The organism is Mucilaginibacter sp., from assembly GCF_039207105.1.
In the GTDB taxonomy this organism is placed as follows: Bacteria; Bacteroidota; Bacteroidia; order Sphingobacteriales; family Sphingobacteriaceae; genus Mucilaginibacter.
The window spans coordinates 15,807-30,660 of the sequence record NZ_JBCECK010000045.1 but is presented as its reverse complement, the minus strand read 5'-3'; the positions used below and the strand labels follow the sequence as shown (position 1 = coordinate 30,660).

Sequence of the window (14,854 nt, the reverse complement as noted above, 5' to 3'; positions counted from 1 at the left end):
ATATTAAACGCCTTAAAAACAGCGGTGCTATCAGGCAATAAACGTGCAAAATCCGACGACGTGAATCTTACTTTAGGCGCAGCCCCCAAACCTTTTATAAACGAATTGCCATTACCTCCAATTAAAGTAGCCATAATGGTGGCATGGCCAGATGTAATTTTAGCCGCCTGAAACGAGCTGAACGACCGGCCAAGCAAATCAAGATCATCATCGTACCGTTGTTCTTTCACATCAACATTTATCCCTGCGCCATCAATGCCGGGATAATTATTGGATATGGCCGAAATATTGTTCAGGCCCAGGTCAATATCATTAATGATCAATTCCTCATGAGCCTGACGCACCGTATTGGCAAAAACAACATAAGGTTGGTCTAATAATTCAGGTAAAAGTTGCATAGAAATATTTACCGTAACCATGTTAGCCTGCTTAACTGTTACATCACCATATTTTTTCAGGTCGGTTAATATAGAATCTTTTGATGAGGTAACTGCAAGTTCAATCGCCTGGTTACCATTAGGATGCTTTTGCCAAAGCTGTAGCAAGTTGTCGCTCGCTTTCCAAAGTGAATTTGCCGGTATTGCCGATTCAATATTTTCGCCTGTCACTATTTTCCCAGGCGCCTCAACCACATAAAAGTTATAAGATACCCTTTTGAGCAAGCGCGTTTTTTGCGCATTGATATCTGCAGGCTTTTTAAATTTAACAAGGAAATAACTGCGGGGGGAATTATTTTTTACGGTTGCTGTCGGTTTGGTCTGATACAGGTTCATAATGGCCTTATCGCTCATTACCTTTTGAGCTAATGAGACTTTAAAGCATAAACAAACACATATCAAACAAAGTAACCTTTTAACCATATCACTTAAAAAACAATAGCCTATAAACTGACGGTCTCTCTCACGGGAGAGGGAAAGGCATAGTTCGGCCAATCAGCTTGTTTATTAACTCACCCCGACATCGCTACGCTTTTTTACCCTCTCTTCAGCTTCGCTGGAAAGAGGGTAAAGGAGTTTTTCTTTTATTCTCTTCCATTTTCCGCACCCTCTTTCCGCCGAAGGCGAAGAGAGGGCGGTCAAGCGAAGCGTAGACCGGGTGAGTCACTCGTATGCTATGCAAATTCTAAGATGATGCTTTTTTGAAGCAATCTGAAAAGCTTTTAATACAGATACCTTAATGCTATTTTATCATTGGCGTTGTATGAGCGGTCGCTTCCGTTTGAGCAGGCCAGCATAAACGAAGTAGAATCGCCTGTGCTTGGTGTACCCGGAATACGGACAGCCCCGATACCTGCCGAACCTTCATTTGATGCAGCACCACCGCAGCTAAAGGCACGGTTAAAATAATCGGTATGGCGCAGACCAATGCAATGGCCAATCTCGTGCTCTACAACCGAAGTCAGGTAACCTACCTCGGGGCTGGTTCCGTAAGCCTGCGAATTAGTATTCATCCTGATCTGATTGTAAGGGTTACCGGCCGACGTCGGGAAGCCGGAAGAACCCAAAGTAATAAAACCATCGCTTGGGCCCTCATTGAAACCAACAACCTGAATATTACCGGCACTGCCTACAAATTTAAACCGCAGGGTAAGGTTTAAGGCGTTAAACCGGTTAATAGCATTAATGGTTGCCGTTTTATAAACCGTTGGCAAATTTGATATAGAGATAGAAATAGTCCGTGGTAACTTTTTAACCAGGTTATTGGTACGGTACTGCTCTGTTTCGGCAATCCGAATGGTTGGGCTGGTAACCACTTCCGAAAAATTTTCGGGGGTGAGCAGTATATCCCCTTCTACCAGGTAATCATCGCCTTGTTTGTGTACGTCTGTTGTACTAAAGCCCATATCCGAGATCTTTTTGAGCACATCTGCCGAGACTTCTCCGGCAGCAGGGGGCGCCGGTTTATCGGCACTTTGGTTATTCTTGGTACAAGCAGATAACACTAAGGCTGCAAATGCCACGCACATGCTAACCTTTAAAAATTGGTTCATTTTCATTATTGGGTAATGTTAACTCTATTGATAAATAATATTTAATCGGCCTTTTTTATATTAAGGAGATTATTGCTTCAGGTTTATTTTGTACATAAATATATTCAATTTCAGGATCTTTTATCGGCACAAAATATCTTTTACTTAATTTAAAACACAGTAAATTTTCTGTTACCGATAAACAAATAAGTAATAATAAAATATCAACCTTAAAATAATTCACAATAAACAGCAATAAAACCATCAAGACGGATAAATATTAATAATATATCCGCTAAAAACCTACTCAAAACATCATCACGCACAATAAAGACTTAATAAATATTATTCAAATAGAAAAATTATACATATAATACATATTAACACAGCATTTTACCATATTTTATACATATAAAACATGGTAAAATGCACATATTTAATAATCAACAACAACATTAGTTTAAAAAACTAACCGTTATTTTAACATATCAACCATTAAAAAAGGCCAATGTTTTGAAAATTAGGGCAAAGCACACCCTACCTGCCTTATGTAGAGCAGAAAAAAGGAAGGAAATACTATCAGAGAATCGATTATGCTATATGCCTTTTAACCTGCGGAATAACGTGCTTACCAATAAGTTCAATTGATTTTAACAATTTTTCCTGTGGCAAGGCCGCGTTGTCCATTTGAAAAGTAAACCTTGAAATTCCACCAAGCGCCTCACTATGTCTGAGTATCTTTTCGGCCACCTCATTCGGGTCGCCAACTACTATTGCACCGGTTGGTCCGGTTTGCGCGTCATATTGCCCGCGGGTAACAGGTCCCCAGCCCCGTTCCCGGCCTATCTTGGTAAAAGCCTCCGCATATCCCGGAAAAAAGTCGTTATTGGCTTCTTGCGTTGTAACGCCTACATAACCTAAAGAATGTAAGCCTACTTTGAGTTGTTCCGGCGCATATCTGGCTATTTTACCGGCCTCTTTGTAAAGATCTATCAGCGGGCGGAAACGATGGGTTTCGCCGCCAATAATAGCTACCATCAAAGGCAAACCAAGGCTACCGGCACGTGCAAAAGATTCCGGCGTTCCGCCTACCCCCAACCAAACGGGTAATGGTGACCGTACCGGCCTTGGATAAATAACCTGTTCCCGGAGCGGCGCACGAAACTTACCCGACCAGTTAATCACCTCATTATCCCGGATCTGGAGCAACAGATCAAGCTTTTCGGCAAACAGCGCGTCATAATCCTCTACCTTAAAACCAAAAAGCGGAAAGGATTCAATAAACGAACCACGGCCAACAACTATTTCTGCCCTCCCCTTTGAGATCAGATCAAGTGTGGCAAAATTTTGAAATACCCGCACCGGATCAGCAGCGCTTAGTACAGTTACAGCACTGGTTAAACGGATACGCTTGGTTTGAGTAGCTGCAGCCGCTAAAATCATGGCATGTGCCGAATCAAGGAATTCTTTCCGGTGGTGTTCGCCTATACCAAATACATCAAGGCCGGCCTCATCTGCATACGAAATCCTTTCAAGTAAACGCGTCATAATATCCACATTATCTGAATTTTGATATGCAGATGTTACTAATGATGATGCAGCAAAGCTATCGATTCCTATCTCCATGATGTTTGTGTTTTTGGTCAGTTAATCCGGGCCTTAATTAGCTACCCAAAAGAACAACCTCTGCCCCATTAATACAAGCCCTCAAACGTTTTTTACCGTTTTTGTTGCATAATAACTACAATTGATGTTTAAACATGTTTTAATCTATAAACAATAAAACGCCGGCATCTCATCATGATTTGCCGACGTTCAAACACTGCAACCCTATTGTGAAGAACTTAACTAAGCAATTCGCTATGCGCTTCTGCTACCGATTTCAGATCAGCTTTATCCTTACCAAATAAATGGCGCGACCAATAATTATTCAAAAAGATATTGTTAGGATCGCGCTGTTTACGCAATTCCATAAAATCATTCCACCTCGGGTATGATGCCTGAATATAAGCTGCCCATTCAGCAAAATCGTACTCGGGCAAAAACTTAGCCCAATGCAAGCGGAACGGAATATTCTCCTGGCGCAAAGCTTCCCAATACTGCGCAAAAAAATCTTCTTTTGATGCCGGGTTACCCTCGTTGGTACTAAACCAAAAAAAGTCTATCCGCAAAACATCGCGCTGATATGCCGGACTTAACCAGTAATTGCTTTGTTTACCGGCGTATAGCTCGGTGGAGTAATAGCCTGTGGCTTCAAACTTGCCTTCTTTAAACATTTTGTCAAGCAACTGCATAGCCTTCTGGGTATAATCCAGCGGTATCCAGATCTCGGTAAACTCTGTACCCATTAATATATCATTTGCACCGTTATCCATAGGCAGGCTACTGTAGGTATAGTCCATAAACATTTGCGCGTTGCCCTTTTTGGTCAGGGGCTGCAAAATATCTATTACAAATGGGTAAATAGCACGCAGCAAACCTTTAAAGGTCATAAAGAACAAGACCATCACAAATCCTATAATTTTAAGGATAAACGTGAGCACCCAGGCAGCCGCTTTAGCTAAAATGCTACCACCCCATGATTGTTCTGTAAGATGCCTGAACTCTTTAAATGAAGGTCTTAGTTTTTTCCAAACCACTCCTATTTTACTGTTTCCGAGCATGGTAAACAAGATGGAGGCCAGCAATTGCTCTACGTTGGCCAACAGCGAGTCTTTCGCGAACTCTTCGTACGGTACAGGGTCAAATACAGGCATAGCTGTACCTCGGGATGCCTCCCAAATCACCACACGCTCTACCTTTTCCTGCGGCCACCAAAGTACGCGGGTATAAGGTGTCGCTTTTAAAAAGTTCTCAAAGCTGGGTTTACCAGGCGTACCGCTGCCAAACAGATCAATGGGGCAATCGGCCGGCTTTGTAGGATAAGTTATCTGTTGACCGTAAATGTTAAAAATGGGCGTTAACTGTACACGCACTTTGCTCACCACACCCAGCAAGCCCAGTGATAACACCAGGGCGCCAAACTCTTCGTCGGTTTTATCAAACCATTTACATTGGCCTAACCCATCAATGATAGATAACCCTATTATATTTTCATCAATACTATACATCAATGAGCCGCCCGACGAACCCGTCATCAGGAAACCGCTGATAGTTTGATGAGATATACCACCCAGATCGCTCAGAGTAAAGCCTTTTACAAAGGCCTGGTACAACAGGCTATTTTCCAATGTTGACGTACCAGTCGGGTCTTCCGGATCATAACCAAGGTGTATACCTGCCTCTACCTCAATAATACCTTTTTGAGGATCAATCCAGTTCAGTTTATAATACTGGTCAAACATAACATTAAGATTGGGCCCCTTTGGCGGTTTTTGTTCCGATACTACATTCGGTACGGGTAGTTCACCCTGACCTGGATCTGTATAAATAGCCCGAGCCAGTGAATGCGCCGCGCCGCGGCACCTGATCTCCAATAATTCGTTGTTTGCTTTTTGCACCAAAGCTATAATTTCAGCTTCGGTAGAGGGATGGTAAAAGCCATCGGCCCCTAATGGTGGTAATTGTGACATAGGATGTTTAGGTTAGGTGTATGTAAAATAAATGATAAGGCTTAGGAGGTTAAAATAAGGCCATAACAGCTATTATTTCAACAATTATATTATTCTTAAAAACCAACACCACATCAGTATGTCAAATCCATGATTTAATCCCCTGATGCACAGTCAGATTTATGCTTATTTGATAATATTTATTTTACATAAATTTAATTAAATACTAATCGTAAAACAAACTCAAACCAGGGCGGGGCGATACAATGAACGAAAAAAACACCCCTATATTAAAATACTCCTAAAGCAAACCGGGCTGCCCGTATCATTATACAGGCAGCCCGGTTTGTTAAAAATTAGTATCTAAGATCTTATTTTTGAAACAGCTTTATTTTAAGCCCCAACTCAACGGCTCCAGCCGAGTAATTACGGATAATACCGGTTTCCAGATTATAAGTAAAGTTTACCGCAAACGCCTTCTGATCAAACACCAGGCCCACAGCCTGAGTATTATTACTATGATATATGGCTTGTAATGATAAAAAGTAATTACTCATAGTAAAATTAAGACCGGCATCAAAAATATTGGTGGCTCCCTTTATCTTTCTGAAGCCTACCAAAGGTTCAAATATGAGGTTACTGTATTCATTATTGGAATGTATCTTATAACTAACAGCCGAGAAAAATAATACCCTGTCTACATCTATCCTTTCAATGGAATTTCTGAAAAATGTAGCCTTCAAATTAGGAAGCGTAGCCTCAACAAATAAATTATTGCTGGTGTAGGCTACTCCAAAATCACCATCTAAATAAGGCTTAGCCTGATTATAGCGGGCTATTTGCTCATCGGTATCATCGCCAATAATTTTGCTTTGGTCAAGCCGGGCATCGTTTACACCCAGCGATAAACCAAAATTCAGTTTCTGGTTATTATCGCTCAGGGGTAAGTGATAAGCGTAAGTACCCATTATGCGGGTTTCCCTGATCAGGCCCGACTGATCGTCATTTACATTCAGACCTAAGCCTACCCGCTCGGTTGCCTGATAATCAGCAGTGACCAATTGTGTTTTTGGTGAGCCTGGAAATGTACTCCACTGCTGTCGGTAGCCCACATTAAGGTTTAAGCCCTGATCTATCCCCGCCATTGCCGGATTAACAATGTACCTGTTTTGAAAATAGATTGATTGAAAAGGATTTAACTGAGCCCGGCTGCACAAGCTTGCGCAAACAAGCAATAACGTTACCAGCAAAGGCTTCATGATCATTATATTTTTATTCCGTTGGAAGTTTTTCATAGCATTAATAATTTCTATATTCTCGTTATTCGCCTTGTCTTTTCTTATCTGTTACCTGGTTCTCAGTATAGTAATATACCCTCTGAACTTGCGGTTGCCCGGACCAAGATCAACCGAGTAATAATAGGTACCTTCCGTAAGCGGCGATCCGCCGTAGGTTCCATTCCAGTCATTGGTGTAACCATGTTTGGTGAAAACGGTACGCCCTCCCTTATCATAAACCACAACCGTATTGTTAGGGAAAAGCTGAATATCTTTTACTATCCAAAAATCGTTTTTACCATCCCCATTAGGTGTAAGTATATTGGTACCTACAATGGCTTCCTGCGATTCGCCGCGATAAACAATTACCGTGTAAGTACTGGTGGTAACGCCATCCTGAGCGGTTAATACCGCGGTAATGGTATTATTACCTACATTCAACGGAATATCGGCAGATGGGCTGCCATTATGTGTTATGGTACCATTTACTTTTGCAGTTGCCGTAGCATCAAAGGTTAGGGTAAGCCTGATATCCTCTACCTGATTATCAACTTGCGCTGTGTAAGCAAGGATATTTGTTGCAAATGATGGCGACAGTGTACCCGCGCTTAGCGTAAGGTTATTCAGTGTTGAAATACTTAATGGCGTAACTGTTAGCACACCTGCCACGTAATTGAAATTATAATTTGCAGATACACCATCGCTTGCCGTAATAGGGTAACTTCCCGGAGCTGATGTAGAAGTTGCATTTGTTTTAACTACCGGCTGCGTTGTTAAGCTGGCTTCATTGTCGCCATTTACAAAACCACTGTACACATCGGTTAACGCCGGATTTGAGACACCGTAGAGCCTGGTTTTATTATCAACCTTTACAGTGAGCGTTGCCTTATTAATAGTTAATGTTCCGGCAACATATACAATTTTATAATTGGCTATTGCTGCCCCGCTAATTGTAATTGGATAAGTACCCGCGTTTGACGATGTATTCGCCGCAGTAGTAATAACCGGAGCTTTGGTCAGGGTCGAGCTATTATCCCCGTTAACAAAGCCGCTATAACTTACACTGAGCGTTGGGTTAGCCGAGCCGTATGTTTTGGAAACATCATTAGCCGTAATAGTTAACACCGGCTGCGTTACCGTTAAAATACCCGGCTTATAAACAAAGGAGTAATTTGGCGATGCAGCCCCACCTACTGTAATAGGATAAGTATTAACCGGCGAATTGGTTACCGCGGTAGTACTTAGGGTTGGCGCGGTGGTCAGGCCCGATGCGTCATCGGTACCCACAAAGCCTTTGTAGCTTGCAGTAAGCGTTGGGTTAACCGTACCGTAAGGTTTAGTTAAATTATCGGCCGTAATGGTCAGCACCGCTTTGGTAACTGTTAAAATACCCGGCTTGTAAACAAATGAGTAATTGGCAGCAACTGCCCCGCTCGCCGTGATCGGGTAAGTATTTACCGGCGACGTGGTAACTGCCGTGGTGCTTGCCGTCGGTGCTGTTGTTAAATTGGCTACATTATCCGTACCGGCAAAGCCCGCGTAGGTTACCCCAAGTACTGGGTTATCTGTGCCATAAACTTTGGTAGCATTTTTTGCCGTAATGGTCAGCACAGCTTTGGTAACCGTTAAAACTCCCGGCTTGTAAACAATGGAATAGTTAGATGCTACCGCACCTTTAGCCGTAATGGGGTAAGTATCAACCGGCGACGTAGTTACTGCCGTGGTAGTTACCGTTGGTGGTGTAATTAAGCACGATGGCTTATCCGTCCCTACAAAGCCACTGTAACTTACACTTAATACAGGATTAACCGTACCGTAAATTTTGTTAGCATCATTGGCTGTAATGGTTAACACAGCCTTAGTTACCGTTAAAATGCCCGGCTTATAAACAAATGAATAGTTTGGTGATGCTGCTCCGGTCGCCGTGATCGGGTAAGTATTTACAGGCGAACCAGTAACTGCCGTAGTACTTATAATTGGTGCAGTGCTTAAACTTGAGGCATTATCTGTACCTGTAAAGCCGCTATAGCTTACACTTAATGCCGGATTAACCGAACCGTATACCTTAGTGGCATTATTGGCTGTAATGGTTAATACAGCTTTACCAATTGTTAAAATACCTGGTTTATATACAAATGTATAGTTGGTAGATGCTGCTCCGCTGGCAGTAATTGGGTAAGTACCAACCGGCGACGTTGTAACCGCCGTAGTGCTTGCCGTTGGCTTAGTAGTTAAGCTTGCATCATTGTCTGTACCTTTAAAGCCGCTGTAGCTTACACTTAAAGCCGGATTAATACCACCATAAGTTTTATTAGCATTATTGGCTGTAATAGTTAACGTTGCTTTAGTAATTGTTAAAATACCAGGCTTGTAAACAAAGGTATAATTGGCAGATGCCGCTCCGCTGGCAGTAATAGGATAAGTATTTACCGGAGAATTAGTTGTCGCCGTACTGCTTACTGCTGGTTGGGTAATTAAGCTTGATGCATCGTCTGTGCCTGCAAAACCTGCATAACTTACCGTAAACGCCGGATTAGCCGTACCATAGGTTTTTGAGGTATTATTGGCGGTGATGTTTAATACCGCTTTAGTTACTGTTAAAACACCCGGCTTGTAAACAAAGGTATAATTAGCTGCCACAGCGCCGCTTGCCGTGATGGGGTAAGTATTTACCGGCGAATTATCTACTGCAGTAGTAGTTATGGCTGGCGCAGTTGTTAAACTTGAGGCATCATCTGTGCCTACAAAACCACTGTAGCTTACTGTAAGTACCGGATTAGTCGTGCCATAGGTTTTTGTTTTATTGTTAGCGGTAACTGTTAGCGTAGCTTTATTTACCGTAAGCGTGCCCGGATTATATACAAAGGAGTAATTTGATGATGCGGCACCGCTTACCGTGATCGGATATGTATTCACCGGTGAGTTGGTTACTGCCGTAGTGCTGATGATTGGCTGGGTAGTTAAGCTCGATGCGTCATCTGTACCCACAAAACCGCTATAACTTACACTTAGCGTAGGATTAGTTGCCCCGTAAACCTTGTTAGCATCGTTAGCTGTAATAGTCAATACTGCCTGACCTACAACGATATTACCGGCAACGTAAGTGACACTATAGTTACCTGAACTAAATGTACCGCCGGTTGCCGCGCTGGCCACTACCGATCCGGTATAGGTATTTGCAGGAGCGGTTGCCGCTGCACCTGTTCCGTAGGTAATGGTTACGCTGCCAATAGTTTCAGAACCAATCAACCCGGAAGAGGTAAAATCTGCTGAGCCGGGGCCGCCCGTAAGCGTTTGGCCAAAGGCCTTGCTTTTATTGTTAGCAGTGATGGTTAACGCTGCCGGGATAACGGTTAATGTTCCGGGCTGATAAACGAATGTATAATTTGCAGATACTGCACCGCTGGCTGTGATCGGGTAAGTATTTACCGGCGAGTTAGCCACGGCCGTGGTGGTAATAGTTGGTGCGGTGGTTAAACTCGCCGCGTTATCTGTACCCGCGAAACCGCTGTAACTTACCGAAAGCGCAGGTACAGCCGCACCATAAACCTTATTGGCGTCATTAGCTGTAATGGTTAACACTGCCGGGGTTACTGTGAAAGTTCCGGGTACATAAGTAAAGGTATAGTTAGCTGATGCCGCCCCTCCGGCTGTGATCGGATAAGTATTAACAGGCGAATTAACGGTTACCGGGGAGATAATGGTTGGCTGGGTAGTTAAGCTTGCCGCGTTATCCGTTCCCACAAAACCACTGTAGCTTACCGAAAGCGCCGGAACAGCAGCTCCGTAAACCTTATTAGCGTCATTGGCTTTAATGGTTAACGCTGCCGGGGTTACCGTTAAAGTCCCTGGCTGATAAGTAATTGTATAATTAGCAGATACAGCCCCGCTGGCCGTGATTGGATAGGTATTTGCCGGTGAAGTAACTACTGCTGTGGTATTTAATGCTGGCTGCGTGGTTAAGCTGGTTGCATCATCAGTACCCACAAAACCGCTGTAACTTACCGAAAGCGCTGGTATAGCTGCTCCGTAAACCTTGTTGGCATCATTAGCAGTGATAGTTAAGGCCGCAGGAGTTACCGTTAAAGTACCTGGTTTATAAATAAATATGTAATTAGCAGATGCAGCACCGCTGGCCGTAATCGGATAGGTATTTACTGGTGAGTTGGTAGTAGCTGTAGTACTTAATGTTGGTTGTGTTGTTAAGCTTGCCGCATCATCTGTACCCACAAAGCCACTGTAATTTACCGATAGTGCAGGTACGGCTGCACCATAAACTTTATTGGCATCATTGGCGGTAATGGTTAACGGAGCAGGTGTTACCGTTAATGTACCGGGATTATAAACAATAGTATAATTGGCCGATACCGCTCCGCTTGCTGTAATAGCATAAGTATTCACCGGCGAGTTAGTTGTTGCCGTAGTGCTGAGGGTTGGCTGGGTAGTTAAGCTTGACGGATCATCAGTGCCTACAAAGCCGCTGTAAGTTACCGACAGTGCAGGAATTGCCGCCCCGTATACCTTATTTGCATCGTTGGCGGTAATGGTGAGTATGGCCTGGCCTACAACGATATTACCGGCAACGTATGTAATGTTATAGTTACCTGCATCAAATGTACCACCGATTGCCGCGCTGGCCACTACCGATCCGGTATAGGTATTTGCCGGGGCCGATGCCGCCGCGCCTGTTCCGTAGGTAATGGTAACACTACCAATGGTTTCTGTACCAACCAAACCTGAAGATGTAAAATCTGTTGAGCCGGGGCCACCGGTAAGGGTTTGCCCAAAGGCTTTGCCTTTATTATTAGCTGTAATGGTTAGCGCAGCCGGGGTTACCGTTAAGGTTGCTGGTACATAAGTTATCACATAATTGCTACTGAGCGCCAAGCCCCCTTGTTGAATAGCATAAGTGCCTACATTTTCGCCGGGGGCACGAGTAAGTGAACCGCTAAATGTATCCGCGAATTTTAACGACCCGTTAGTGACATGAAATATCAATATCGGATCACCATTACCATAAACTTTGTTTTTCGCATCGGCAGTTACGGTTATAGCAGCTTTATTGATAGTATAGTTAGCCCCCACATAAGTCAATATATAATTACTGCTGAGTGCCAGGTTCCCTTGTAGAATAGCATAAGTACCCGCGTTTTCGCCAGCTACGCGGCTAAGCGAGCCGGTAAATGTATCGGTACCTACCAGGGTTCCGCTAGTAATTGCATAGGTTAAAGTAGGATCAATGTTACCATATGTTTTATTTTGTGCGGCGGTGGCTGTAACCGTTAGTGCTTTAGGGTTAACCGTACTGGCAACCGTAGGTACATTAACATTGGCGGCGCCCGTAGCGCTCAGTACCACATTGCCCGAATAATTACCTGCGCCGGTACCAGCAGCCAATCTGATATAAAGCGGGGTTGATGCTATTGTACCTGCCGATCCTACCGTAACCGTGTTTGTAAAAGTGGTATTGTCGGTACTTACCTCAAAACCAGTTGGCGCGGTAACTAATATACCGGAACCCAGGGCCACACCCGATACATTGAATGTACCCGAAGATGAAGCTGTACCGTAAGTGGTTGTCAGGACCGATAAAGTACCTGTGGTACTAATAACTGCCGAGCTTATAGTTACACTTTTGGTAACCGGTGCACTATCATCACTACCATCATTTACCGAAAAGGTGATAGAACGGGTTGCAGTATTTGGTGTAACAACAACATCCTGGTAAGTTACCCCCCTTAATGCGGTCTGCCACTCGGCAATTGATGCAGTAGAGCCTGCTGATGAAAGAAAAAGCGTGCCTGTAATCTGAGTGTAATTCCCGGTTATGTTACCGGTTCCTCCCGGTGTAAAAACAAGCCGATCTTCACCTGAATGTAAATTGCCGGTAATACTAACGGTTGCGGTAGCTAAGGTTGTATTATCTGCATCGGTTATTGTAATACCATTATCAACAGCCACCGCCGAACCAGTAAAGTGTGGAGTACTGCCACTTAAAGCCAATACCGGCGCCTGGTTTACCGATGAAATATTTAAAGTAACCGTTCCCGTATCGCACAATGAAGGAACCCCATTATCACACACCTGGTATAAAAATGAATCGGAGCCCGAGTAATTGTTATTAGGCGTGTAGGTAAAGCTACCATCGGCATTTAACACAATAGTGCCGTTAACAGGTGCGGTTACCAACGATGCGGTTAAGGAATCACCATCCGGATCAGTATCATTACTTAGTACATTGCCTGTTTTAGCGGTATTCTCATTGGTAGTATAGGTATCATTGTTGGCTACCGGGTTGGAGTTATTATGTGTAAGTGTAACCGTTACCGTATTGCCGATTACCATACCGTCACTCGCTTTATAAGTAAAGGAATCATTGGTGTTTCCAGACGGTGTATAGGTGAAGCTACCATTAGGGTTTAAAGTTAAGTTGCCATGCGTAGGACCAGTTATTAAAACAGCTGTGAGCGCATCTCCATTGCCATCGGTATCATTATTTAATACGCCGGGAGCTGCTATCACTAATGGCGTTCCTGAGGTATAGACATAATTATCAGCCACGGCCACGGGGGCAACATTTGCAGGCGAAAGTGTTACGGTCACGGTATTACCACTAACCGTACCATCATTTGCTTTATAAGTGAAGGAATCGGCAGTATTGCTAGATGGTGTATAAACAAAACTGCCGTTAGGATTCAGAACAAGCCCACCATGTGCAGCGCCCGTTACCAAAACGGCTGTAAGTGCATCGCCATTGCCATCGGTATCATTATTTAACAGACCTGGAGTTGCTACTATCAAAGGTACACCGACGGAATAAGTATAGTTATCAGCCGCAGCCACCGGAGCAACATTTGCAGGTGAAAGCGTTACCGTTACGGTATTACCATCTACCGTACCATCATTTACTTTATAGGTGAATGAATCTGCTGTATTACCAGATGGTGTGTAAGTAAAGCTTCCGTTAGCATTTAAAGTTACCGTACCATGCGTAGGGTTGGTTACCTTAATGGCGGTAACTGCGTCGCCATCACCATCGGTATCATTATTTAACACCCCCGGTGCTGCTATCACTAAGGGCGTTCCTATGGTGTATGTATAGTTATCGGCCAGAGCTACCGGAGCATGGTTGGCCGTAAGCGTAGTAAAGGTTTTATCAACACCGTAAGTTGTGCCTATTGTGTTGGTTGCATATGCACGGTAATGATAAGGGGTATTAGGTGCCAGGCCTGAGGCATTTACAGATATAGCCCCCGTTCCGTTGCCGTTGGCCAATTTAGTATTGGCTATTGTGGGGTCAGTTGTTAAACCATACACTATTCCTTTATCAGATACCGTAGCACCGCCATCTGATGAAACGTTCCCTGTCAGCGTTGCCGAATTTGCGGTGACCGCAGACGAGCCCGTTGTTGTTACGGTTGGCGCGTTCGCTGCTGCGGTTACTACAATATCATCATACCCAATACCAATAACAGTGCCGCTGCTTGAGGTAAATCGTACTTCATCAATATTAGCAAATGCACTTAATTGAGCCGATGGAATAGCTACCGGTAAGTTGACACTGAGTGTACCAGTGGATGTAGAACCAACTTCTACCCCATTCCTGTAAGCGTGCAAAGTAATTGACTGATTACCACCTGCAGCAGGAGTCACAGCAGTTGGTGAAACTGATATACCTGTTAAGGCAAAGGCCCCACCTGAAGTCCTGAAGAATCTTGCGTAATTAAGCGTCGTGGCAGCTGCAGCATTTCTTGTGGTTCTAACAAAACCAACTCCGTTAAATATAGCAAATGTAATACTCAACTGACCTGTTCCTACTGCTTGTAATGAATAGCCGTTGGCAGCAGGGCAATTAGCGTTAGTAAATTGTAAAGTGGCAATATCATTTGCAGTAATCAAAGTACTCGCTGTTGTGAAACAGGACCAATCAATTGTTGTTTGAGCATGAGCCCGCAAACCAGGGATAACAAATGAAAGGGTTATGCAAAAAACAAGTAAAAGTTTTTTCATGGTGATAAGGTTGGTTTTAGGTAGTGAAACGCGACTGTCAACAGCTG

At 43.7% G+C, this 14,854-nt stretch carries 6 protein-coding genes; all 6 read right to left on the bottom strand.

What is annotated here, in order from left to right:
• The coding region (locus AAGC65_RS11510) for a hypothetical protein (protein WP_343112597.1) at positions 1-791 on the bottom strand (791 nt) is incomplete at its 3' end.
• Positions 792-1,159: 368 nt separating this feature from the next.
• Complete coding sequence (locus AAGC65_RS11505) at positions 1,160-1,996, bottom strand: M57 family metalloprotease (protein ID WP_343112596.1); 837 nt, start codon at positions 1,994-1,996, stop codon at positions 1,160-1,162.
• Positions 1,997-2,560: 564 nt separating this feature from the next.
• The gene (locus tag AAGC65_RS11500) at positions 2,561-3,595 is read right to left on the bottom strand and encodes an LLM class flavin-dependent oxidoreductase (protein WP_343112595.1); all 1,035 of its coding nucleotides are present in this window, start codon (positions 3,593-3,595) and stop codon (positions 2,561-2,563) included.
• Between the two features lie 218 nt (positions 3,596-3,813).
• A complete protein-coding gene (locus AAGC65_RS11495; protein ID WP_343112594.1) occupies positions 3,814-5,541 on the bottom strand; it encodes a D-arabinono-1,4-lactone oxidase in 1,728 nt (575 codons plus the stop codon).
• A gap of 350 nt (positions 5,542-5,891) precedes the next feature.
• A complete protein-coding gene (locus AAGC65_RS11490) occupies positions 5,892-6,815 on the bottom strand; it encodes a type IX secretion system membrane protein PorP/SprF (protein ID WP_343112593.1) in 924 nt (307 codons plus the stop codon).
• Between the two features lie 51 nt (positions 6,816-6,866).
• Positions 6,867-14,807 (bottom strand): MBG domain-containing protein, encoded by a 7,941-nt coding sequence (locus AAGC65_RS11485; protein ID WP_343112592.1) that lies wholly within the window; start codon positions 14,805-14,807, stop codon positions 6,867-6,869.
• Positions 14,808-14,854: the final 47 nt, after the last annotated feature.